This is a genomic window from Pseudomonas sessilinigenes (assembly GCF_003850565.1).
Classification (GTDB): domain Bacteria; phylum Pseudomonadota; class Gammaproteobacteria; order Pseudomonadales; family Pseudomonadaceae; genus Aquipseudomonas; species Aquipseudomonas sessilinigenes.
Map to the genome: position 1 here is coordinate 6,799,009 of NZ_CP027706.1, position 23,284 is coordinate 6,822,292.

Consider the following 23,284-nt stretch of genomic DNA (forward strand, 5'->3'; position numbering starts at 1 on the left):
AACCGGTAAGGACTTATGTGCGGATTAGCTGGAGAACTACGTTTCGATCACCAACCTGCCGACCTTGCGGCAATTGAACGCATCACCCACCACCTCGCCCCCCGCGGCCCCGACGCCTGGGGCTTCCACAGCCAGGGCCCGATCGCCCTGGGCCATCGCCGCCTGAAGATCATGGACCTGTCGGACGGCTCGGCGCAGCCCATGGTCGACAACCAACTGGGCCTGTCCCTGGCCTTCAATGGCGCGATCTACAACTACCCCGAGCTGCGCGCCGAACTGGAAGCCAAGGGTTATGCCTTTCATTCGGGGGGCGACACCGAAGTACTGCTCAAGGGCTACCACGCCTGGGGCGCCGAGCTGCTACCCAAGCTCAACGGCATGTTCGCCTTCGCCATCTGGGAGCGCGACAGCAAGCGCCTGTTCCTGGCCCGCGATCGCCTGGGGGTCAAGCCCCTGTACCTATCGCGCACCGGCCAGCGCCTGCGTTTCGCCTCGACCCTGCCGGCACTGCTCAAGGGCGGCGACATCGATCCGCTGCTCGATCCGGTCGCCCTCAACCACTACCTGAACTTCCATGCCGTGGTCCCAGCCCCCAGGACGTTGCTGGCCGGCATCGAGAAACTGCCGCCAGCCACCTGGATGCGCATCGAGGCCGATGGCCGCAGCGAGCAGCAGACCTGGTGGACCCTCGCCTACGGCCCGGCCGCCGACGAAACCCGGCTGACCCTGGAAGACTGGCGCGACCGGGTGCTGGACAGCACCCGTGAAGCGGTGGCCATCCGCCAACGGGCGGCGGTGGACGTCGGCGTGCTGCTGTCCGGCGGCGTCGACTCCAGCCTGCTGGTGGGCCTGCTGCGCGAAGTCGGGGTGGACGAGCTGTCGACCTTCTCCATCGGATTCCAGGATGCCGGCGGCGAACGGGGCGACGAGTTCCAGTATTCCGACCTGATCGCCCGGCACTACGGCACCCGCCATCACCAACTGCGCATCGCCGAGCACGAGATCATCGAGCAGTTGCCGGCGGCGTTTCGCGCCATGAGCGAGCCGATGGTCAGCCACGACTGCATCGCCTTCTATTTGCTGTCCCGGGAAGTGGCCAAGCACTGCAAGGTGGTGCAGAGCGGCCAGGGTGCCGACGAGTTGTTCGCCGGCTACCACTGGTATCCGCAGGTGGACGGCGCCAGCGACCCGTACGCTGCCTACCGCGATGCCTTCTTCGACCGCAGCTACGACGACTACGCCGCCACCGTGCAACCGCAGTGGCTGACCGCCAACGATGCCGCCGGTGATTTCGTCCGCGAACATTTTGCCCGGCCCGGGGCCGAGGCCGCCGTGGACAAGGCCCTGCGCCTGGACAGCACGGTGATGCTGGTGGACGACCCGGTCAAGCGCGTGGACAACATGACCATGGCCTGGGGCCTGGAGGCCCGCACGCCATTTCTCGACTATCGCCTGGTGGAACTCTCGGCCCGGGTCCCGGCGCGCTTCAAGCTGCCAGACGGCGGCAAGCAGGTACTCAAGGAGGCCGCGCGGCTGGTGATTCCCAGCGAGGTCATCGATCGCAAGAAAGGCTACTTCCCGGTACCGGGGCTCAAGCACCTGGAGGGCAAGACCCTGGACTGGGTCCGCGAACTGCTGCTGGACCCGAGCCAGGACCGCGGCCTGTTCAATCCGGCGATGCTCGACCGCCTGCTGACCGATCCCAGGGGCCAGCTGACGCCGTTGCACGGCTCCAAGCTGTGGCAACTGGCGGCGTTGAACCTGTGGCTCAGTGAACAAGGAATCTGACCGATGAAAGCCCATGCTACGGCCTACAGCCAACGCCTGCTGCGCGGCCAGGCCCCCTCCTACGAACGCTTGCAGGCGCGTTTTGCCGAAGACGGCAGCGAGCCAGGCAACGACCCGGTCGCCGTGCACTGCGGCTGGGGCCGCCTGCTGATCGGCCATACCTTCCCCGACGCCGCCCGGCTGGCCGAGGAACTGCTCAACGAGCGTCCCGGCGAGCGGGACATCGCGCTGTATGTGGCCGCGCCCCAGCAGGTGCTGGGGCTGGAGCCGGCGCAGCTATTTCTTGACCCCTCCGACACCCTGCGCCTGTGGTTCAGCGACTACCGCCAGGCCACCCGGGTATTCCGTGGCTTTCGTATCCGGCGTGCGCAAAGCGCCGCCGACTGGCAGGCCATCAACCAGCTGTACCTGGCCCGGGGCATGCTGCCCATCGATCCAGAGCGGCTGACCCCACGCCACCAGGGCGGGCCGGTCTACTGGCTGGCCGAGGACGAGGACAGCGGCGCCCTGATCGGCAGCGTCATGGGCCTGGACCATTACAAGGCCTACCAGGACCCGGAGCACGGCAGCAGCCTGTGGTGCCTGGCCGTGGACCCCGACTGCAGCCGACCGGGCGTTGGCGAGGTGTTGGTGCGCCACCTGATCGAACACTTCATGAGCCGTGGCCTGAGCCACCTCGACCTGTCCGTGTTGCACGACAACCGCCAGGCCAAGAACCTCTACGCCAAGCTGGGCTTTCGCACCCTCTCGACCTTCGCCATCAAGCGCAAGAACGGCATCAACCAGCCGTTGTTCCTTGGCCCTGGCCCCCAGGCGCAGTTCAACCCCTATGCCCGGATCATCGTCGAGGAAGCCCATCGCCGGGGTATCGACGTACAGGTCGACGACGCCACGGCCGGCCTGTTCACCCTCAGCCACGGCGGGCGCCGGGTGCGCTGCCGGGAATCCCTGAGCGACCTGACCAGCGCCATCAGCATGACCCTGTGCCAGGACAAGAGCCTGACCCACAAGGTGCTCAAGGGCGCCGGACTGAACCTGCCGGCCCAGCGCCTGGCGGGTAACGCCGATGACAACCTGGAGTTCCTCGACGAGCATCGACGGGTGGTGGTCAAGCCCCTGGACGGCGAACAGGGCCAGGGGGTGGCGGTGGACCTGCGCAGCATCGAGGAGGTGCAGCAGGCCATCGACCAGGCTCGCAAGTTCGACAGCCGGGTGCTGCTGGAAAGCTTCCACGAGGGCCTGGACCTGCGCATCCTGGTGATCGGCTTCGAAGTGGTGGCCGCGGCCATCCGCCGCCCGGCACAGATCATCGGCGATGGCCAGCACTCCATCGGCGCGTTGATCGAAGCCCGCAGCCGCCGACGCCAAGCGGCCACCGGTGGCGAGAGCCGGATTCCCCTGGACCACGAGACCCAGCGCACCCTGCACGCCGCCGGCTACGACTACAACAGCGTGCTGGAACCCGGCGAGCTGCTATGCGTGCGGCGTACCGCCAACCTGCACACCGGCGGCACCCTGGAAGACGTCACCGACATCCTCCATCCGCAGCTGGCCGATGCCGCGGTGCGCGCGGCTAGGGCCCTGGATATCCCGGTGGTCGGCCTGGACCTGTTGGTGCCGGCGGCGGACCAGCCCGAATACGTGTTCATCGAAGCCAACGAGCGTGCCGGGCTGGCCAACCACGAACCGCAACCGACGGCCGAGCGCTTTGTCGACCTGCTGTTCCCCCTCAGTCAACCAACCCCCTGAGCCCCTGGGACCTGCGGCGCCAGCGAGTGCCGCAGGTCTTGGACGAAGCCATCGCTGGGCGTTTTTTCATCAGGAGTTTCCATGACCCGCAAGATCGCCGAACCGGACCTCGCCTACCTGCAGAAGGTCCTCCTGGAAATGCTCGCCATTCCCAGCCCCACCGGTTTCACCGACACCATCGTGCGCTATGTCGCCGAGCGCCTGGAAGAACTGGGCATTCCCTTCGAATTGACCCGGCGCGGCACCATCCGCGCCACCCTCAAGGGCCAGAAGAACAGCCCCGACCGGGCCGTCTCGGCGCACCTGGACACCATCGGCGCCAGCGTCCGCGCGGTGAAGGACAACGGCCGCCTGACCCTGGCGCCGGTGGGCTGCTGGTCCAGCCGCTTCGCCGAGGGCAGCCGGGTCAGCCTGTTCACCGACAACGGCGTGCTGCGCGGCAGCGTGCTGCCGTTGATGGCCTCCGGGCACGCCTTCAACACCGCGGTGGACGAGTTGCCCATCAGTTGGGACCACATCGAGCTGCGCCTGGACGCCTACTGCACCACCCGCGCCGACTGCGAATCCCTGGGCATCGGCGTGGGGGACTTCGTCGCGTTCGACCCCCTGCCGGAGTTCACCGAAAGCGGCCACATCAGCGCCCGGCACCTGGATGACAAGGCCGGGGTCGCGGCCCTGCTGGCCGCCCTCAAGGCCATCGTCGACAGCGGCGAACCCTTGTCGATCGACTGCCACCCACTGTTCACCATCACCGAGGAAACCGGTAGCGGTGCCGCCGCAGCCCTGCCCTGGGACGTCAGTGAATTCGTCGGCATCGACATCGCCCCGGTCGCTCCGGGCCAGCACTCCAGCGAGCATGCGGTCAGCGTCGCCATGCAGGACTCCGCCGGCCCCTACGACTACCACCTGTCCCGGCACCTGCTGCGCCTGGCCGGGGAGCACGAGTTGCCGGTACGGCGCGACCTGTTTCGCTATTATTTCAGCGACGCCCATTCGGCGGTCACTGCCGGCCACGATATCCGCACTGCGCTGCTGGCCTTCGGTTGCGACGCCACCCATGGCTACGAACGGACCCATATCGACAGCCTGGCTGCACTGGCCCGGCTGCTGAGCGCCTACATCCTCAGCCCGCCGGTGTTCGCCAGCGACGCCCTACCGGCCCAGGGTTCCCTGGATCGCTTCAGCCACCAACTGGAGCACGATGCGCAAATGGAGAGCGAGACCCGGGTGCCCTCGGTGGACAGCCTGGTGGGCAACCGCTCCTGAGAACCAGCCGGGGGTTTGTGCACGCGGTGGCTGGCGGCGCGCACCTGGCCCCGGTAGCATCCGGGATTGTTTGCCGGAGCCCCCCTTATGCTGATTCCCCACGAGCTGCTTGAAGTCGACACCCTGACCCGCCTGATCGAGGACTTCGTCACCCGCGAAGGTACCGACAACGGCGATGAAACACCGCTGGAAACCCGAGTCCTGCGGGTTCGCCAGGCCCTGGGCAAGGGGCAGGCGGTAATCGTCTTCGACCCCGACAGCGAGCAGTGCCAGTTGATGCTCAAGCACGACGTGCCCAAGGAACTGTTCGACTGAAACACCGCTGGGTCGGGGCTCAAGGGGTCGTGAATCGCGGGCCGAACAGGATGATGCTGGCCCCGATCACGCATAGCCCCAGCCCCAGCCAATCCGAGCCCAGGGGCCGGACCCGCTCCACCACTGCCAGCCAGCCAATCGACGCCACGATATAGATGCCCCCGTAGGCGGCATAGGCGCGCCCGGCGTAGGCGGCCTCGACCTTGGTCAGCAGCAGGGCGAACAGGGTCAGGCTGACCAACGCGGGGATGACCCACAGGGCGCTCTTGCCCTGGCGCAACCACATCCAGAAGGCATAGCAGCCGAAGATTTCGAACAGCGCGGCGAGGAAGAACCACAGGTAGTTGAGCATGCAAAGTCTCGTCAGGATTGCCAGATGCCGGCAACCCTAACCAGACCCGGACCCGCGGGCAAGTTCAGCTGGCGCCCTGTCTGGCCTTGGCCCGCATCTTGTCGGCCATCAGCGTCATCTCGTCGTACAGCACCTGGGGGTTCTTCTGCTTCAAGGCCCAAGCCATGCGCCCCTGTTCATGGGGCAGGATCATGAATTGGCCAGCCTCGACCTGGGCATGGATGTAGTCGGCGATCTGGGTCGCGGAAATGGGCGAGCTTTCCAGCAGCTTGCCCACCTGGGCCTTCATGGCCGGGGTCGGGCCACGGAAGGAGTCCAGCAGGTTGGTCTGGAAGAACGACGGGCACACCACGTGAACGGCGATTTCCTGCTGCGCCAGCTCGACCAGCAGGCTCTCGGAGAGCGCCACCACACCAGCCTTGGCCACGTTGTAGTTGCTCATCGCCGGCCCCTGCATCAGTGCCGCCATGGAGGCGATGTTGATGATCTTGCCCTTGCTCTGCTCCAGCAGCGGCAGGAAGGCCTTGCAGCCCTTGACCACGCCCATCAGGTTGATCGCGATCTGCCAGTCCCAATCCTCCAGGGACAGCTCGCTGAAGAAGCCACCGGAAGCCACGCCGGCGTTGTTGACGATGATATCGATGCCACCGAACTTGAGCTCGCAAGCCTGGGCGAACGCGGTCAGTTGGCTGTAGTCACGCACATCGCAGCGCTGCACGAAGCCATCGCCACCCGCCTCGCGCACCAGCTTCAGGGTTTCCTGCAAACCGGTTTCGTTGACATCGGACAAGGCCAGCCGCCAACCCTCACGCGCCCAGCGCAAAGCGATTTCGCGCCCCAGACCGGAGCCCGCGCCAGTGATCATCATGCGGTTTTGCATAAGAGTTGCCTTGTTGTTCCGGGAAAGATGAGCGCCAGTGTAGCGAAGGCCCCGACCTCACCCATGCACCATCAGGGTGCTGAATGGCGCGGGCAAACCCGTGCCTCGGTCCCAGGCCTGTCCTGGCCACTCTCCGTGCCTGGAACTGGCAACCGGCAGGCAATGAACTTGAATCTTCCCTGCCCTACCCAGGTCGGAATCAGTAGGAGCGTCGCTGCTGCAGGACCGACAGTCCTGCAGCAGCCGGCCATCGAACAACACACCAGGCAAGGACATCGATATGGGCACTCTTTTGATCATCCTCCTGATTCTGCTGCTGATTGGCGGCCTGCCGGTATTTCCCCATTCAAGAAGCTGGGGCTACGGTCCCTCGGGGCTCATTGGCACGGTGCTGGTGGTGCTGCTGGTCTTGCTGTTGCTTGGCAGGATCTAGCCCGTCGCCTCGCCCACGACCAGCCACCTAGCGTTATTCCCGGTTTCCCCCAGGCAAAAAAACACCCCTACAGGAGGGGTGTTCAGTCAGTCAGCTAACAGGCCGGGAATCAGTCGGGCTTGCCATTGACCACGCCTGCGGTGTTATCCATCAGGCTCTTGGTAGCGGTCTGCAGGAACGACTCCAGCTTCTGCTTGAGTTGGGCCTCATCGGCGGCCTCGGGGATCTGCTCGCCAGTAGGGTTGCTGCCCAGCTCATACTTGTACAGCCGCGGCGGCATGTCCTTGGGCAGTACCAGCACGCGATCGGCCGTCAGCAGGGCTACGGTCTGGTCGCTGCCGGACGGCTTGATCACACCAAAGCCCTTGTCACCTTCCGGCAGGTTGAGCAAGTCACGTCCCCAGCACTGATGCAGCACATCACCACCCAGGCGGCCCATGATGGTCGGCACGATGTCGATCTGGGTCCCCACAGTGTGGTCACGCTGGCCGAACTTCTCCTGGATGCCCGGAGCGATCATCAGCATCGGCACGTTGAAACGCCCCAGGTCCATTTCGGTGATCTGCTGCTCGTTGCCAAAACCATGGTCACCGACCACGACAAACAGCGTCTCCTTGAAGTAGGGCTCCTTGCTCGCCTTCTCGAAGAACTGGCCCAGGGCCCAGTCGGAGTAACGCATGGCGGTCAAGTGTTCGTTGAGGCTGCCACGATCGGTCACCTTCTCCACCGGCAACGGTGTCGGCAACGCGTACGGCGTGTGGTTGGACAGGGTTTGCAGCAGGGCGTAGAACGGCCCCTTGCCTTCCCGGGCCTTCAGCTCTTCCAAGCCACGATTGAACATATCCTGGTCGGACACGCCCCAAGTCGGATCGGAGAACACCGGGTTGACGAAGTCGTTACGGCCGATGAAGTTGGTCATGCCCTGGTTGCTGAAGAACCCCGACTGGTTGTCCCAGGCGAAGTCGCCATTGTAGACATACACATCATCGAACTTGCGCGCGCTGAGCAGTTGCGGCAGGCCGGAAAGCTTGTGGCTGCCTTCCGGGGTCTGCATCAGGTATTCGAAACCTGGCAGGTTGGGGAAGCAGGCCATGGTGGCGAACATGCCCTGGTGGGTATGAGTGCCGTTGGAGAAGAAGCGATCGAACAGCAGGCCCTGCTTGGACAGCTTGTCGAAATACGGAGTGATTTCCCCAGGACGTCCCAAGGCCCCCACAGAATGTCCAGCAAAGCTTTCCATGAGGATGACGACGACATTCTTGATCGGCAGGGTCTTGTCGGCATCCGGCGTGTAGTTACGGCGTACAGCTGCAATGTCGGCATCCACCAGCTTGTCGCTCGGGACCAGCAGCATGTCGCGTACGGTCTGCTGTGCCTCAGGCTGGGGCAGGGTCGCCCTCCAGATATTGGTCCGGTCCTCGGACATGCGGTCCTTGGCAGCGGCGAGCAATTGCAGCGTGCCGTTAAGGCCCAGCTGGTTGGCGAAGTTCGACTCAGTGGTGTAGACATCGCCCCAGCGCATGGGCGGGCCTTGGCGCAGGGTGCCACGGGCAGCGACCACGCAGATCACCAGGCACACCACGAATACCGCCAGCCGGGTATACCAGGGAGCGACCTGGCGGGTCCCGATGTTGCCACCGCTGAATGGGCCACGAGGGCGGGTGGCACGGTCGGCCCCCTTGAACGCCAGGCTCAGCAGCCAGGTTCCCACGGCCCAGGCCAACAGATAGCGAACCACTGGGAAGCCATACCAGAGCATGCTCATCACGGTCTTCGGATCTTCCTTCACGTATTGGAAGACCAGGCCGTTGAGGCGCTGGTGGAATTCGCGATAGAAGTCCATCTCCATCAGGCCGAGGAACAACGCGATGCTGGACGTCACGGTCAGCCAGAAGCGCAGCACGCCACGGGCAGCCATGGCTCGGGCGCTGAACAGCGCCAGGACCAGGGGCACGCTGATATAGACCACCAGGCGCAGGTCGAAACGCAGCCCGTTGGCGAACGCCTCGAGGAAGGTCGAGGCCGGCGTGTCGAGAATCATCTCGCGGTTGTAGAGCAACAGCGCAACGCGCAACAGGGAGAGCATCACCATCATGACCAGCGCACAAAGGAGCGTGTAGGCCAGGTGGGATTTAACGGTCGGTTGCAGCAGGCGATTCGAGGATCGCTGCTGGCTCAGGGCATCCGAGTTTGCCATGTCGTTTTAGGACCCATTGGAAGTTAAATTGCAAAAAGCTAGCGGCGTTCTGCCCTCTTGTTTGCCACCAGGGCGCCGGGGGAATACGCGGTGCGCGAATGTTGCACGATCACTCAAGGCATTGCCATTGATTCGTGGAAGACCGCGTCACCCACGTTACCAATGGCTCTGGCACAAGAGATTGCAGGGGGTTATACCGAGGAATAAGCGCCGGGGAATTGTCTTAAAGCGTTTGTGAAAATTTCGTTCAACGCATGTTTAGTCACAAAAAAGGGCCTTGCGGCCCTTTTTCATGTAACCACTTGCGGCACCGTCCACCTTGGGATTCAGAGACGGACATCACCTCGTGGGCCGGCAATGGCCCAGATGATCAACCCAAGCACCGGCAGGAAAATGATCAGCAGTACCCAGAGGATCTTCATCCCGGTCTCGGCACCGCTTTTCAGGACGTTGATGATGGCCCAGATATCCAGGGCCAGGATGATCAGGCCGACCAGGCCGTTGAAGGTGGAACCCATGGTGTCGCTCCCGAATGATGGCGTGTTTCTTCTAGGATAGCCGGGGCGTGGCAGGGTTCCGTTTTATTCCGGTGCCGCGGACAACTCAAACGTGCAGCGCAACCTTCAATGCTTCCAGGGCTGGGGCTGCGCTGATCCCGACTTCGGCACACAGTTCCAGGACCCGTGGCACATCGTTGCCGTAGACCAGCACCATCTGCAATTCGTCGTCGAGCAACTGGCTGAAATTCATCAGCACATAACCGCCGTTCTCCGGATTCATGCTACCCATCTGGATCTGGATACGGTTCAGGGCAGTCAACGCCTCGGTCTTGGCCAACTGCTTGGGCTTGATATTGAAAGACACATCCTGACCGAACGAGGCCACGATCCCGGAGAACAGCTCCACATAGGTGTCCGCCTGGAACAGCACGGTATCAGGCAGGCTGCCGACCACCACCCACTCCCCCAGGGGAATGGGAAAGCTGTCGTCGTAGTTGATATCGGGATTGGCCGCCAGGAACGCCTCGGGGTCGGCATACGCCTGGGCCGCTTCGTCCGCGATGCGCTGGATCTCGGCATCGCCCATGCACCCGGAGCTGATTTTGCTGATGAGTTCGATAAGGGCGGTTTTCATGGGCATATCCTGCAGGCAAGGGAATTTCGAGGGCGCGAAGGATAGCCTAAAGTGCAGCGTTGCTCCTATTGCCGTCACGAGGGCACCCTGCCCTCGTACGGCCCACAGCGTCAACCCAGGATTTTTTCCAGTTGCGCCGTGGTATCGGCAGCCCCCATGGTCCTGGCTGCCTCAAGGGCATTGACGCCATTGGCATCACGAGCCTTGGGATCAGCCCCCTGGCCGATCAGGTAGGTCACGATCTCGGTACGGTTGAACATCGCTGCCATCATCAAGGCAGTGCGCCCATCGAAGGAGGCCCCCTCCACCTGCGCTCCACCCTCTACCAGCGCCTGGACCACCGCCAGGTCACCCTTGAAAGCGGCACCGGCAATCGGGCTCTGGCCGTTGTCATTACGGATCTCAGGGTCGGCCTTGTGCTTGAGCAGTACCTTTACCGCATCCACATGCCCGTAGTAGGCAGTGAGCATCAGCAAGGTGTCACCCTTGTGATTGCGCAGGTTGACCGGCAGGCCACCAGCGGCCAGCCGGTCGAGCATCTGGGCATCGCCCTGGCGAGCGACGTTGAATACCTGCTCGACAAACTGGGCAGCCTCGTCTTCGGTCATCTGGCGGCTTTTGTCGGTCATCGGAAACTCCAGGTTCGGCAAATCGGAAAGCCGCTAGTTTCCCCAAGCCAACCGCGGCCTGTCATCCCCTTTTTCCCAAGAGCGGCCATAGACAGAATCAATAGCGCAGGCGACCGCCCTGGATATCGGCCAGAAGCTGCGGGGTCAGCCGCACATAGGTGTCCGTGCCCGGCAACCAGGCATAGACCGGATCGTCGCCAGTGTGCTCAAGATCGAAGGCCTGCTCCTTGAGGCGGCTCTTCTGGTACTTGAAAGTACCGGTGGTATCCATCTTCACCTTGATCCGCAAGAACAGCGGTACCGCGTAGGACGGCAGTTGCTGCCTGGCAAACTGCAGCAAGGCATTGAAGTCCAGGGTCGCCAGGGACTCCGCCGGCGTAATCGCCACCATCCCGGCCCGCCCGTTGGTGTTGTGGATTTCAACCCCATAGGCCACCACCTCGGCAATCTGCGGGTGCCCCAGGAGAATGTTCTCCACTTCGGTGGTCGACACGTTTTCGCCCTTCCAGCGATAGGTGTCGCCTAGGCGATCGACGAACTGCACATGGCCGAAGCCTATGTCGCGTAGCAAGTCGCCGGTATTGAAGTAGCTATCGCCCTTCTCGAACACATCCTTGAGGATCACCTTGAGGTTCTTCTCCGGGTCGGTGTATCCGTCCAGGGGCGCCTTGTCATCGATCTTCGCCAGCAGCAGGCCCTGCCCCCCCTTGGCAACCTTCTGCATGAAGCCCTGGCTATTGCGCAAGGGCGCGCCGGTGTCGTGGGCGTACTCCACCAGGGCCCAGGGGATCAGGGAAAAACCCACGGTATTGTCGAAGTTGAGAATATTGCTGAAGCCGATATTGCCGTCGCTGGCGGCATACAGCTCGCAGATATGATTCACGCCAAAGCGCTGCTTGAACTCGCTCCAGACACCTGGTCGCAAGCCGTTGCCGATCATCTTGAAGACACCATGGTCGTTATCGCGCTCAGAGCCCGGCTGGTCGATCAGGTAACGGCACAATTCACCGACATAACCGATGGTGGTCGCCTTGAAGCGCCGGGCATCGTCCCAGAACTGGCTGGCGCTGAACTTGCGGCGGATGGCGAAACCCGAGGCACCGGTGATGGCCGAGCCCCAGCACACGCACAGGCCCGTGGCGTGGTAGAGCGGCAAGGTGCAATACACCACATCCCCAGGCTGCATATCCAGGGCGATGGTGCCGAAGCCGGCACTGGTGCGCATCCAGCGCCCATGCTTGAAGATCCCGGCCTTGGGCAGGCCCGTGGTGCCAGAGGTGTAGATATAGAAGCAGGGGTCGTCGAGAAAGACCTGCTGGGTCTGGGGCAGGTTGTCCGCCGGGTATCCAGCACTCTCGGCCATCAAATTGACCAGCCCCTCGGGAGTCGGGCCAGGATCGGCCAGGGTGTCTTGATCGGCCACGTACCAGGTGCGTCGCGAGTCGATTCCGACCTGGTCGCGCACCGCCGAATAGGCGCCCAGCAACTCGGCACCGACCACGATTGCCACCGGCTTCACCAACGCCAGGCTGTGTACCAGCACACCCTGGGTCTGCGCAGTATTGACCATGGCACAAATGCCACCCAGCTTGGCCACCGCCAGCACGGTGACCAGCAACTCGGGGCGATTCTCGATGAAGATCGCCAGCACATCGCCCTTGACGATGCCCTGCCCCTGCAAGTAGGCCGCGATGCGGTTGGCCCATTGATTGACCTGGGAATAACTCAGCACCCGGTCGCCACACAGCAAGGCCGGACCATCGGGATTGCGTCTGCTTGCTTGCTCGAAGCTCCAGCCCAGGCCACAGGGCTGGTCGGGTTTCTCGATGTTCCCTGCCTTCATGCCGCGCACCACCCGTGGCAGTGCCCTGGCAATGGACGGCACCTTACGCAGCATCATGCCCCAGGTGATCATGTCGCTCTTGTGCTTGTTCATGGTTGCTCCGATTCGACGACGAAGGTCTGTCCCGGCAAGCTGCCGGGCATTGGCAACAGATCGCACCAGGCTCAGCCCGGGATGGCGATCCGACAGGCCGCCAGGCCACGATCACGGGCCACGTCACGGAGGGAAAAAAGGCAGGGTTGGCGCCAGGCCCCGAAAAGAGCCGGCGGTACGGTGCAGAGATATTTCATGGAGGCGTCCTATGTTCTTATTATCCGTCGGGCGGGATCGCAAGATCGCGCCACTACACATTCCATGTCGCTGGAACCCACCCTCAAGCACCTGCGCAAGGAGCCTACTGCCAGGGGGTAACGAGCTGAAAAATACGTCAGCGATCTCGAGCCTGTACACGAGGTTTTTGCAAACTTTTGTATCTCTGCAGCGACCTCGACGGCCCTGTTCCACCCATTGAAATTTATCCTCTGGGCAGCGCTCGCATTCCATGCCTTAAGGCCCTGCCTGACCTTGCGACAACCTGCAAAATGCAGGGTGCACGATGCCCGTTCATGCATTTTGCACGAACTGATTTTCTTGCCACAAATATAACTAATTGATTTATAAAGACTTTTTAAAAAGACAATACTGGCACAATCACTGCACCTATCACTTCACGTTGCCCTTCAAGCACTCACGGAGCTGATAGACATGAGCCTGATCCAAGAAAAGTTTTCTTCCCTGTTCTCCAACTTCGAAGTGACCACCCTGGCCCGCCCCGATGGCGGCATCCTGCTGACCCTGCGCAATAGCGAGGGCAAGGAATTCAAGCGCTCGATCTCCTATGCGCAGCTACATGCCTCGGACCAGTTGTCCTGGGTCATCAGTGCCATTCGCCGTGACTTGGCCGAACAGGCCAGCGAATTGCCCCAGATCTCGATGCTGCAAAGCCAGAACCGCTTCGCCCTGCCGACTTACCACTCCCTGTAAGCCGCGCTGGATTCACGTGCTCGGGCCGACCCCACCTTGCGTGGCGTCGGCCCGAGTGCATTGGGGGACAGGTTTGTTACTAGTCTTCCAGGCGCGGGAAACGGCTGGCGATATCATCGCCAGTGGCCTTCGCAGCCTGCGCTGCATCTTTGCCGGACAAACGGATGGCCAGCAGATTCGGGCGCTCCCCCATATCGAACCAATGAGCGATACCCGCTGGCAGCGACACCAGGTCATGCCTTTCGCACACCAGGCCATAGACGTAGTCATCGATGTGCAGGTAGAGCAGGCCACGTCCGGCGACGAACCAGTGTGCCTGGGCGGCATCCAGCCGCTGCTCCTCGGGAAGATTGGCATCGATATCCGCGAAACTGCCCTTGCGGCTGAGCACGACGAACGAGCCATGGCCACGTTCGACCGACAACTGATCGAGCGCCTCCCGGCAGGCTGCCAGTACCTCCTGCTCGGCGGTTCCCGGCTCGACCCGAACGCTGGCCGGCCAGCGCTCGAAACCAACGCCCCGCTCGACCAGGGTCGCGGCGATATCTTCGAAGTGGGTCAACACCTTGTTCGGCAGGTCCGGGCTGGATACGTGATAGACGGACAGGCTGCTCATCATGCAATTCCTCGGTTTCGGTAACACCCCAAGGGCCGCCTGGGGCTACACATCAGCTGGCAGCTTCTTCAACTAAAGAAAGCCAGGGCAGTTAGGGTGACTTGAAGGCATGCACCCCAGGACAGGTTCAAGACCTCTCCTCGGGCATGCGGATGGCAATGATAACGGCTGCAGCCAGGGCCGCGACGCTCGCCATACTAAAGGTCAATGTCGCCCCCAGGGCATTCCAGCTATAGCCTGAATACAAGGCCCCCAGGGCGCCCCCGGTACCCGCCAGGGCTGCGTAAAGCGCCTGGCCCTGGCCTTGCTGGCGTGCGCCGAAGCTGCGTTGGACGAAATGAATGGCCGCCGCATGGAAGCTGCCGAAAGTCGCGGCGTGCAGCACCTGGGCCAGCAACAGCACCCAGAGGAACTCCGCCAGGCTGCCCAGGAGCAACCAGCGCAGGGCTGCCAGCAGGAAACTGGCCAGCAGCACCCGGCGCACGGAAAACCGCGCCAGGATCCGGCTCATGGCCAGGAACATCAGCACTTCGGCCACCACCCCCAGAGCCCAGAGCATGCCGATCAGGCCACGACTGTAGCCCAGTCGCTCCAGGTGCAGGGTCAGGAAGGTGTAGTAAGGCCCATGGCTCATCTGCATCAGTGCCACGCACAGATAGAAAGCCAGCACGCCAGGCTTGAGAAGCTGCTGGACAAAACCCTCGCCTGCCGGGCGCTGCCCATGGGCCTGGGGTTGGGCGTTGGGCACCCACAAGCTGCTGAGCACGATACCGCCCATGATCACCACCAGCGTGACCGGGTAGATATCCAGGCTCAACCACTCGAACAGTCGCCCCAGGGCCACCACCGTGAGAATGAAACCGATGGACCCCCAAAGGCGAATCTGGCTGTAGCGCGAGGCCTGGCCCTGCAAATGGGCCAGGGTGATGACCTCGAACTGCGGCAGGACCGCATGCCAGAAGAATGCATGCAGGGCCATGACCATCGCCAGCCAGGCGTAGCTCTTGTCGACGAAGATCAGAGAGAAGCTGGCCAGCGTGCAAACGGCGCCAAAGCGCACGATAGCCAGGCGCCGGCCGGTGTAGTCGCCAAGCCAGCCCCAGAGGTTCGGCGCCACGCACCGCATGAGCATGGGGATGGCCACCAGCTCGCCGATCCGCGCGCTGGAAAACCCCAGGTGGTCGAAATACAGCGCCAGGAATGGCGCGGTCGAACCCAGCAGCGCGAAATAGAACAGGTAGAAACTGGAAAGCCGCCAGTACGGCAATGCCGCCACGGTCATCAGACCGCGGCGACTGGCAGAGCCACCATTACAGCTGGCCCAGCACTGGGGTACCGACCCGTACGTCGGCGTTCTGGCCGCGATGACGCAGCAAGTGATCCATCAGCACGATGGCCATCATCGCCTCGGCGATCGGTGTGGCGCGGATGCCGACGCATGGGTCGTGACGGCCCTTGGTGATCACGTCCACCGGGTTACCGTCGACATCGATGGAGCGGCCCGGGGTAGTGATGCTGGAAGTCGGCTTGAGGGCCAGGTGGGCAACGATCGGCTGGCCCGAGGAGATGCCACCGAGGATGCCGCCGGCGTTGTTGCTGAGGAAACCTTCCGGCGTCAGCTCGTCCCGGTGTTCCGTGCCACGCTGGGCCACCGAAGCGAAACCGGCACCGATTTCCACGCCCTTGACCGCGTTGATGCTCATCAGCGCATGGGCCAGCTCGGCGTCCAGGCGATCGAAGATCGGCTCGCCCAACCCAGGCATCACGCCCTCGGCAACGACGGTGATCTTCGCGCCCACGGAATCCTGGTCACGGCGCAGCTGGTCCATGTAGGCCTCCAGCTCCGGCACCTTGTCCGGATCAGGGCTGAAGAAGGCGTTGTCCTCCACGCTGTCCCAGGTCTTGAAGGGGATTTCGATCGGGCCCAGCTGGCTCATGTAGCCACGCACCACGATGCCCTGGCTGGCCAGGTACTTCTTGGCAATGGCACCGGCTGCCACGCGCATGGCGGTTTCCCGCGCCGAGCTGCGACCGCCGCCACGATAGTCGCGGATCCCGTACTTGTGGTGATAGGTGTAGTCAGCGTGGGCTGGGCGAAACAGATCCTTGATCGCCGAGTAGTCCTTGGATTTCTGGTCAGTGTTGCGGATCAGCAGGCCAATGGAGCAGCCGGTGGTCTTGCCTTCGAAGACCCCGGAGAGGATCTCGACCTCGTCGGGCTCCTGGCGCTGGGTGGTATGGCGGCTGGTGCCGGGCTTGCGTCGATCGAGGTCACGCTGCAGGTCCTGCAGGGACAGCTCCAGGCCCGGCGGACAGCCGTCGACAATGGCGACCAACGCCGGCCCATGACTTTCGCCTGCGGTGGTGACAGTGAACAGCTTGCCGTAGGTATTGCCGGACATGCGGGATGCTCCATGAAATCAGCTGGAATGACTCAATCTGGACCAGGGCCTGTTACGGCTTGTCGATCATCCATCGACCTACGGCAACAGCTCCCAGCAGCGCGCCAGTATACGCAGGCAACCCAACTAGTTCATCCTCGAACCTTCTGTTCCCTGCCGAGTCCAACCGGCACCTTATCCATGATGGCGTGATGATGCTGCGAGCCCTTCTGCTGAGTCTTCTACTGTTCACCGGCCTGGCCCAGGCCACCATCCTGCAGCGCCCCATCAGCCTCGACACCGGGCACGGCGAGCTGTACGGCTCGCTATTGCTGCCCAAGTCAGAGCAACCGGTGCCAGTGGTCTTGATCATTTCCGGTTCCGGGCCGACCGACCGCGACGGCAACAATCCCGACGGTGGCCGCACCGACAGCCTCAAGCGCCTGGCCTGGGTCCTGGCCCGGCACAACATCGCCAGCGTGCGCTACGACAAGCGTGGCGTGGCCGCCAGCCTCGCGGCCACCCCGGATGAGCGCAACCTGACCCTGGATGCCTACGTGGCCGATGCCGTGGCCTGGGGCAACAAGCTCAAGGCCGATCCACGCCTGGGACGCCTGATCGTACTGGGACACAGCGAAGGCGCATTGATCGCCAGCCTCGCCGCCCCGCAACTGGACGCTGCCGGGGTGATCTCCATCGCCGGCACCGCCCGCCCGGTGGACCAGGTCCTGCGCCAGCAACTGAGCTATCGCCTCCCCCCGGCATTGATGGTGCGGGCCAACGAACTGCTCGACAGCATCAAGTCCGGCAAGGTCGATAGCGACGTGCCAGCGGCGCTGCAGGTCATCTTCCGCCCCAGCGTGCAGCCCTACCTGATCACGCTGTTTCGTGAAGATCCGGCCGCCGCCTTTGCCCGCTTGAAAATGCCGGCACTGATCGTCCAGGGCAGCAACGACATCCAGGTCAGCGTCGACGATGCCAAGGTGCTCAAGGCCGCCAAGCCGGATGCCCGACTGACGTTGATCGAGGGCATGAACCATGTGATGCGCATCGTGCCCAACGATCTTCGGCGCCAGCTGGACTCCTACAAGGACCCGCAACTTCCGCTGGCGGCACAGTTGGGCAGCACCGTCATCGATTTTATTGACGGACTTCACACCCGTTAGCAGGTGTTAACCCTCCAGTCCTGGAAAAAACGGCCGATAAGCCTTTGCCGGCCGTTCGATTGCTGTCGGCGCACAGCGATTGGACAGGACTTTGCGTTATGACTGATACCCAGAATTCACCTGCTGCCGAGCAGGAAGAGGCCGCCCCGGAGCGGGCTCCACTGCCTTGGGCGGATGTCCAGGTCGAACATCGCAAGATGCTACGCCTGGCGCCCTTGCAAACCGATCGTGCTACGGGTGCACGCCCCCTGCGCTTTATCGAGTTTGGCTATGCCGAACGCAGTAACAAGGACTACAGCCTGCTACGCATGGTTGTCAGCCTGCCTGGCCAACGGGTCCGCAAGGAACAGAATCACCTGGACGTGTGGGTCGAGCACGAAACCCGCCGGGTATTCTTCGAGCCCGAAAGCGGCTTGCAGATCGAACCGCTGAATCGTGGTATCGGTCGCTTCCTACTGGCGCAGGCCACGCAATGGGCGCAAAAGAAGTGGTCGCACTACCGGGTCGATGGTTTCGAGCTGGCCAACAAGGATGCGCTGAACGAAGACACCCGACTGCGCCGCGACCATGTGTTGCGCACCTTGGGCCTGGATGTGGTGTATGCCGATGCCCAGCATCTCAAGGGCAGCGTCAAGGATATCCAGGTCGGTGAGTTGCAGAGCCAGTGGAACACCGAGAAGCTGCAGTTCGTGGAAATCCTCGAAGCCGCACAGATGCTCCAGCAGGCCGAGCAGAACCTGGAAGAGCTGGAAGGCAAGCTGCGCAAGCAGGAAGAGAAAGTCACCAAGTACAAGCGCGAAGACACCGGCTTGCGTTTCACCATCACCTGCCTGGTGGCCTTCGCGGTGTTCCAGGCCGGACTGCTGATCTGGATCGCGACTCACCGCTGAGTCGCGACCACGTTGCCCATGGCCCGTATTGCACGGGCCGGCGAATCCCTCAGAGACGCGAAGCGAACAACGCCTGGTGCTGACGGCATTGTTCGGCGGTCAGCATGAACACTCCATGGCCACCGCGCTGGAAATCCAGCCAGGCGAAATCGACCTCTGGATACAGCGCCTCGACGTGCACCTGGCTATTGCCCACCTCGACGATCATCAATCCCTTCTCGGTCAGGTGATCGGCGGCTTCGGCCAGCATGCGCCGCACCAGGTTCAAGCCATCGTCACCACAGGCCAGGCCCAGTTCCGGCTCATGCTGGTACTCCTCGGGCATGTCGGCAAAATCCTCGGCATCGACGTAAGGCGGATTGGAGACGATCAGGTCGAAACGCTGCCCCGGCAGGCCAGCAAAGCCGTCGCCCTGCACAGTGAAGACTCGCTCATCGACGCCGTGGCGCTCGATGTTCTGGTTGGCGACTTCCAGGGCCTCGAAGGACAGGTCGGCCAGCACCACCTCGGCCTCGCGGAACTCGTAGGCACAGGCGATGCCGATGCAGCCGGAGCCGGTGCACAGGTCGAGGATTCGCGCCGGCTCATTGGCGAGCCACGGCTCGAAGCGCTTCTCGATCAGTTCACCGATGGGCGAACGGGGAATCAGCACGCGTTCGTCGACCACGAACGGCAAGCCACAGAACCAGGCTTCCCCTAGCAGGTAGGCCACGGGCACGCGGTCTTCGATACGGCGCTTGAGCAAATGCTGCAGATGGACCAGCTCGTTGTCTTCCAACGCGCAGTCCAGGTAGCTATCGGCAATTTCCCACGGCAGGTGCAAGGCACCCAGCACCAGCTGGCGAGCTTCGTCCCAGGCATTATCGGTGCCATGGCCGAAGAACAGATTCTCCCCATGAAAACGGCTGACGGCCCAGCGGATATGGTCACGCAAGGTGCGAAGACGGGAAGTGATCACGGAACAGACTCCTGACAAAACGACCGGCGATTCTAACAGCCAAAACCGTTGCCGACTAAGCGTGAAAACCATCGCGGCACAATCGACCTGTCACTACCCGGCCCTTCCCCAAACAGCGCTCGACGATGGCCCTTGACATGGCTGTAAGCCAGCAACGACGCCCCTTACGTTAGTAGCGATTCACAGAAGCGCTCCGCCAGAGGACAATGTCGCAAAAGCCCCACTCACAGGAGCCCCAGAATGTCCGTTCCAAAGACGATGTTTCAACTCAGCGGTCGTGGTTATGCGGCGGCCAACTTGAGCCACGCGACCCTTGTGATCATCGACGCCCAGAAAGAGTACCTCAGCGGCCCCCTGGCCCTGTCCGGCATGGATGCTGCGGTAGCCAACATCCGCCAACTGCTGGCAGCGGCCCGTGCCGCCGGTCGGCCCATCGTGCATGTGCGCCATCTCGGTACCGTCGGCGGCCTGTTCGACCCCCAGGGCGAACGCGGCGAGTTCATCCCAGGCCTTGAACCCCAGGGTGACGAAACCATCATCGGCAAGCTGCTGCCCAGCGCGTTCCATGGCACCGAACTGGAAAAACGCCTGCAGGATCTCGGCTCGCTGGACCTGATCGTGGCCGGTTTCATGAGCCATTCCAGCGTCAGCACCACCGTGCGCGCGGCAAAGAACCTGGGCTTTCGCTGCACCCTGGTGGAAGATGCCTGCGCCACCCGCGACCTGCCCCACAAAGGCGGCATCCTCAGTGCCGAACACGTCCAGCAGACCGAAATGGCGATCATGGCCGACAACTTCGCTACCCTCGCCCTGACGGCCAGCCTGATCTGATCGTCCCTGATGAGCGGCTGATCGCCGCTCATCCATGAATGCCTCGCATTTGCAGCAATTACCCGAGCCTCAGGAACCACCCGAGCAACTTCCGGTCGAAGGGCCGATACCCACTGAGGAAGGTCGGAATGAAGATATCCGATGGTTTTGACGCACGTCGGCTGCGGCCCAAGAGCCCGCGGAACTGGCGCCTGCGCTTGGGAGCGGCATTCTCCGCGTTGCTGGCGACCTGCGGCATCCTGCTGGCGATGGCCGGCGTCGCGAGCCTGCTCGGACGCATCCCCGCGCTGGGCGAGGTCAACGCCCGCCCTCTGGGCTCGACGATCATCCTCCTGCTCGGCCTGGTGGTGCTGTATATCGGCATCCGCCTATGGCGCCGCTGCCGCCGCCGCATGCGCCAGCCACTCGCGCTGAACATGGCTCCACACCTGATGAAAAAACACGACTGACACTTCCAAGGCGCAATTTACGCGCCTTGCTGCGTGCCGACTTGGGTAAACTAGCCGCCCTTCGCGGAGGCTGACATGCAAGACGACGACTTTTCCCTGTTCAAGAACGAGATGCGCGGCATCAAGCCGATCAAGCATGATCGTGCCGAAACAGGCAAACCCAAGACCGATCAGGCGCAGATCGCCAAGCTGCGCCAGGCCGCCACCATTCGTAGCGAAACCACCACGGTGGACGGACTGTCCGACCAGTTCGTGATCGATGTGGGTCCTGAAGATGAGCTGATGTGGGCCCGTGACGGCGTCCAGGACAGCCAGATGCGCAAGCTGAAATTGGCCCAGATTCCCTTTGAAGGTAGCCTCGACCTACACGGAATGACCGTGGAAAAGGCTCGAGAAACCCTCTGGGCGTTTCTTGCCGAAGCCACCAAGCTGGAGGTTCGCTGCGTACGGGTCACCCACGGCAAGGCCGTGCGCCTGGATGGCAAGCGCCCCATGATCAAGAGCCATGTCAACACCTGGCTGCGCCAGCATCCACAGGTACTGGGCTTTGCCTCGTGCCAGGCCAAGCACGGCGGTACCGGAGCGCTGTACGTGATGCTCAAACGCACCATGATGGAAGGCCGCGACGAATAAAGGCGCTGCGTCACGCTTGCAGCGCCGTGCCCGCCACCGTACCCTTGCCCTTTGCGTAAATCCCACAGGTAGTTTCATGTCCCTGGAACAGAATTACACCGCGATCCTCGGCCAACTGGGCGAGGACGTCTCCCGCGAGGGCCTGCTCGATACGCCCAAGCGCGCCGCCAAAGCCATGCAGTATCTTTGCCGCGGTTATGCACAAACCCTGGAAGAAGTCACCAACGGTGCCTTGTTCAGCTCCGACAACAGCGAAATGGTGCTGGTCAAGGACATCGAGCTCTACTCGCTGTGCGAACACCACCTGCTGCCTTTCATCGGCAAGGCCCATGTGGCCTACATCCCTAGCGGCAAGGTCCTGGGGCTGTCGAAGGTCGCGCGCATCGTCGACATGTACGCTCGTCGCCTGCAGATCCAGGAAAACCTCAGCCGGCAGATCGCCGACGCCGTCCAGCAAGTGACCGGCGCCCTGGGCGTGGCCGTGGTGATCGAAGCCAAGCACATGTGCATGATGATGCGCGGTGTGGAGAAGCAGAACTCGTCGATGATCACCTCGGTGATGCTCGGCGAATTCCGCGAGAATGCCGCGACCCGTAGCGAGTTCCTCAGCCTGATCAAGTGACGGGCGGAGAGTGAAAAGACCGGCGTTGATCGCCGGTTTTTTTTCGCCTGGCAAAAATCAGGTAAGCTGCCGCCCCTTCATTCATGGGCAAGAGGCAACACCGTGATCGTCAAAGCGCTGCGAGTCGGCCTGGGCCAACTCATCATTTTCATCGACTTCATCACCCGCCCGCGCAAGCAAAAGCGCAGCGCCGCCGCCCAGGCCCAGGTCGAACAGGCCGCCAAGGGCCTGAGCCTGTACCAGTTCCACGCCTGCCCCTTCTGCGTGAAAACCCGCCGTACCTTGCACCGCCTGAACGTGCCGGTGGCACTGCATGACGCCAAGAACAACCCGCAGGACCGCCAGGCCTTGCTGGAGCAAGGCGGCAAGATCAAGGTGCCGTGCCTGCGCATCGAGGAAAACGGCCAGACCACCTGGATGTATGAATCCAAGGTGATCATCGACTACCTGAACCAGCGTTTTTCCGCCGCCTGAATCCTCCGGCGGACGAGCCCGGCACCTGCCTGATGCCGGGCCACGCTCAGTCGAGCATCGCCACGTGCCGCGGATGGCTCGCCACCCGTTGCATCCAGGCCTGGATGCCAGGGTAGCGAGCCAGGTCGAAACCGCCTTCATGGGCCACGTGGGTATAGGCATACAAGGCAATGTCGGCGATGGAATAGTGTTCGCCCACCAGGTATGGCGTACGGCTCAACTGCTTCTCCATCACATCCAGCGCCTTGTAGCCACGCTTGTGCAGCTTCAGGTATTCCTCCTCGCGCTCCTGGGGCAGTCCTTCGTAGAGCTTGATGAAACGCGCCACGGCGATGTAGGGCTCATGGCTGTACTGCTCGAAGAACTGCCATTGCAGGACCTGGGTACGTAGCCGCGGCTCGCTGGGCAGGAACCGGCTGCCATCGGCGAGAAAGTTGAGGATTGCATTGGACTCCCACAAGCAGGTGCCATCCTCGAGTTCCAGGACCGGGATCTTGCCATTGGGGTTCTTCGCCAGGAATGCCTCGGTCTGGGTATCCCCACCCAGAATATCCACGGCCTGCCATTCATAGGGCAACCCCAGCAGATTGAGCATCAGTTTGATCTTGTAGCAGTTGCCCGAACGATAATCGCCATAAACCTTGTACATGGCCCT

Annotated in this window: 25 protein-coding genes; 13 read left to right on the forward strand and 12 right to left on the reverse strand. The window is 62.6% G+C overall.

Annotated elements, in window-relative coordinates:
- Positions 1–15: 15 nt before the first annotated feature.
- The 4 genes from C4K39_RS30950 to C4K39_RS30965 all read left to right on the forward strand — a co-directional run bounded on the left by C4K39_RS30950 (position 16) and on the right by C4K39_RS30965 (position 5,118).
- Complete coding sequence (locus C4K39_RS30950; RefSeq protein WP_124348269.1) at positions 16–1,788, forward strand: N-acetylglutaminylglutamine amidotransferase; 1,773 nt, start codon at positions 16–18, stop codon at positions 1,786–1,788.
- Between the two features lie 3 nt (positions 1,789–1,791).
- Positions 1,792–3,537 (forward strand): N-acetylglutaminylglutamine synthetase, encoded by a 1,746-nt coding sequence (ngg, locus tag C4K39_RS30955; RefSeq protein WP_068587642.1) that lies wholly within the window; start codon positions 1,792–1,794, stop codon positions 3,535–3,537.
- Between the two features lie 81 nt (positions 3,538–3,618).
- Entirely contained in the window at positions 3,619–4,803 is a 1,185-nt protein-coding gene (locus C4K39_RS30960) for an osmoprotectant NAGGN system M42 family peptidase (RefSeq protein WP_022640144.1), read from the forward strand.
- An 87-nt stretch (positions 4,804–4,890) separates the two neighbouring features.
- Positions 4,891–5,118: a YheU family protein gene (locus tag C4K39_RS30965; RefSeq protein ID WP_068587640.1), complete on the forward strand. Its 228-nt coding sequence runs from the start codon at positions 4,891–4,893 to the stop codon at positions 5,116–5,118.
- A 19-nt stretch (positions 5,119–5,137) separates the two neighbouring features.
- Here C4K39_RS30965 and C4K39_RS30970 read toward each other — a convergent pair whose 3' ends face one another.
- Together C4K39_RS30970 and C4K39_RS30975 are read right to left on the reverse strand one after the other, a co-directional pair.
- Positions 5,138–5,470: a YnfA family protein gene (locus C4K39_RS30970; protein ID WP_068587638.1), complete on the reverse strand. Its 333-nt coding sequence runs from the start codon at positions 5,468–5,470 to the stop codon at positions 5,138–5,140.
- Between the two features lie 64 nt (positions 5,471–5,534).
- On the reverse strand, positions 5,535–6,350 hold the full coding sequence (locus C4K39_RS30975; RefSeq protein ID WP_068587636.1) for an SDR family oxidoreductase: 816 nt from the start codon (positions 6,348–6,350) through the stop codon (positions 5,535–5,537).
- 274 nt (positions 6,351–6,624) lie between these two features.
- On the opposite strand from C4K39_RS30975, the gene C4K39_RS30980 reads away from it, so the two are divergent.
- Positions 6,625–6,783, forward strand: a complete 159-nt coding sequence (locus C4K39_RS30980) for a DUF3309 family protein (RefSeq protein ID WP_178083995.1) — start codon at positions 6,625–6,627, stop codon at positions 6,781–6,783.
- Between the two features lie 109 nt (positions 6,784–6,892).
- Here C4K39_RS30980 and C4K39_RS30985 read toward each other — a convergent pair whose 3' ends face one another.
- The 5 genes from C4K39_RS30985 to C4K39_RS31005 form a co-directional block, all read right to left on the reverse strand.
- Positions 6,893–8,980, reverse strand: coding sequence for an LTA synthase family protein (locus C4K39_RS30985; RefSeq protein WP_124348271.1), 2,088 nt, complete (start codon positions 8,978–8,980; stop codon positions 6,893–6,895).
- Positions 8,981–9,306: 326 nt separating this feature from the next.
- On the reverse strand, positions 9,307–9,498 hold the full coding sequence (locus C4K39_RS30990; protein WP_068587630.1) for a PLDc N-terminal domain-containing protein: 192 nt from the start codon (positions 9,496–9,498) through the stop codon (positions 9,307–9,309).
- Positions 9,499–9,583: 85 nt separating this feature from the next.
- Positions 9,584–10,114 (reverse strand): hypothetical protein, encoded by a 531-nt coding sequence (locus C4K39_RS30995; protein ID WP_068587628.1) that lies wholly within the window; start codon positions 10,112–10,114, stop codon positions 9,584–9,586.
- A 110-nt stretch (positions 10,115–10,224) separates the two neighbouring features.
- Complete coding sequence (locus C4K39_RS31000) at positions 10,225–10,743, reverse strand: ankyrin repeat domain-containing protein (RefSeq protein ID WP_068587626.1); 519 nt, start codon at positions 10,741–10,743, stop codon at positions 10,225–10,227.
- A gap of 97 nt (positions 10,744–10,840) precedes the next feature.
- A complete protein-coding gene (locus C4K39_RS31005) occupies positions 10,841–12,679 on the reverse strand; it encodes a long-chain-acyl-CoA synthetase (RefSeq protein WP_068587624.1) in 1,839 nt (612 codons plus the stop codon).
- Between the two features lie 651 nt (positions 12,680–13,330).
- Here C4K39_RS31005 and C4K39_RS31010 point away from each other — a divergent pair.
- Positions 13,331–13,609 carry a DUF3509 domain-containing protein gene (locus C4K39_RS31010; RefSeq protein ID WP_068587622.1) on the forward strand — a complete coding sequence of 93 codons (279 nt, stop codon included), beginning with the start codon at positions 13,331–13,333 and terminating at the stop codon, positions 13,607–13,609.
- A gap of 79 nt (positions 13,610–13,688) precedes the next feature.
- Here C4K39_RS31010 and C4K39_RS31015 read toward each other — a convergent pair whose 3' ends face one another.
- From C4K39_RS31015 to aroC, 3 genes are all read right to left on the reverse strand, one after another.
- The gene (locus C4K39_RS31015) at positions 13,689–14,225 is read right to left on the reverse strand and encodes an acireductone dioxygenase (RefSeq protein WP_124348272.1); all 537 of its coding nucleotides are present in this window, start codon (positions 14,223–14,225) and stop codon (positions 13,689–13,691) included.
- A 127-nt stretch (positions 14,226–14,352) separates the two neighbouring features.
- Positions 14,353–15,507, reverse strand: coding sequence for an MFS transporter (locus C4K39_RS31020; protein ID WP_164487339.1), 1,155 nt, complete (start codon positions 15,505–15,507; stop codon positions 14,353–14,355).
- A 28-nt stretch (positions 15,508–15,535) separates the two neighbouring features.
- The gene (gene aroC / locus C4K39_RS31025) at positions 15,536–16,627 is read right to left on the reverse strand and encodes a chorismate synthase (RefSeq protein ID WP_068587617.1); all 1,092 of its coding nucleotides are present in this window, start codon (positions 16,625–16,627) and stop codon (positions 15,536–15,538) included.
- Positions 16,628–16,818: 191 nt separating this feature from the next.
- Here aroC and C4K39_RS31030 point away from each other — a divergent pair, with 191 nt between their 5' ends.
- Both C4K39_RS31030 and C4K39_RS31035 read left to right on the forward strand, forming a co-directional pair.
- Positions 16,819–17,772 (forward strand): alpha/beta hydrolase, encoded by a 954-nt coding sequence (locus C4K39_RS31030; protein ID WP_068587614.1) that lies wholly within the window; start codon positions 16,819–16,821, stop codon positions 17,770–17,772.
- A 98-nt stretch (positions 17,773–17,870) separates the two neighbouring features.
- Complete coding sequence (locus tag C4K39_RS31035) at positions 17,871–18,662, forward strand: hypothetical protein (RefSeq protein ID WP_068587612.1); 792 nt, start codon at positions 17,871–17,873, stop codon at positions 18,660–18,662.
- Between the two features lie 49 nt (positions 18,663–18,711).
- Here the strand turns inward: C4K39_RS31035 and prmB are convergent, their stop codons facing one another.
- Complete coding sequence (prmB, locus tag C4K39_RS31040; protein ID WP_068587610.1) at positions 18,712–19,620, reverse strand: 50S ribosomal protein L3 N(5)-glutamine methyltransferase; 909 nt, start codon at positions 19,618–19,620, stop codon at positions 18,712–18,714.
- Between the two features lie 240 nt (positions 19,621–19,860).
- Here prmB and C4K39_RS31045 point away from each other — a divergent pair, with 240 nt between their 5' ends.
- The 5 genes from C4K39_RS31045 (at position 19,861) to C4K39_RS31065 (ending at position 22,629) form a co-directional block, all read left to right on the forward strand.
- Entirely contained in the window at positions 19,861–20,451 is a 591-nt protein-coding gene (locus C4K39_RS31045) for a cysteine hydrolase family protein (RefSeq protein ID WP_068587608.1), read from the forward strand.
- A 128-nt stretch (positions 20,452–20,579) separates the two neighbouring features.
- Positions 20,580–20,900 carry a hypothetical protein gene (locus tag C4K39_RS31050; RefSeq protein ID WP_068587606.1) on the forward strand — a complete coding sequence of 107 codons (321 nt, stop codon included), beginning with the start codon at positions 20,580–20,582 and terminating at the stop codon, positions 20,898–20,900.
- Between the two features lie 75 nt (positions 20,901–20,975).
- Positions 20,976–21,533 (forward strand): Smr/MutS family protein, encoded by a 558-nt coding sequence (locus C4K39_RS31055; RefSeq protein WP_124348273.1) that lies wholly within the window; start codon positions 20,976–20,978, stop codon positions 21,531–21,533.
- A 76-nt stretch (positions 21,534–21,609) separates the two neighbouring features.
- On the forward strand, positions 21,610–22,155 hold the full coding sequence (folE, locus tag C4K39_RS31060; RefSeq protein ID WP_011062625.1) for a GTP cyclohydrolase I FolE: 546 nt from the start codon (positions 21,610–21,612) through the stop codon (positions 22,153–22,155).
- 102 nt (positions 22,156–22,257) lie between these two features.
- Entirely contained in the window at positions 22,258–22,629 is a 372-nt protein-coding gene (locus tag C4K39_RS31065; RefSeq protein ID WP_068587602.1) for a glutathione S-transferase N-terminal domain-containing protein, read from the forward strand.
- Positions 22,630–22,675: 46 nt separating this feature from the next.
- On the opposite strand, the gene C4K39_RS31070 is transcribed toward C4K39_RS31065, so the two are convergent.
- Entirely contained in the window at positions 22,676–23,278 is a 603-nt protein-coding gene (locus C4K39_RS31070; protein ID WP_068587600.1) for a glutathione S-transferase family protein, read from the reverse strand.
- Positions 23,279–23,284 lie beyond the last annotated feature (6 nt).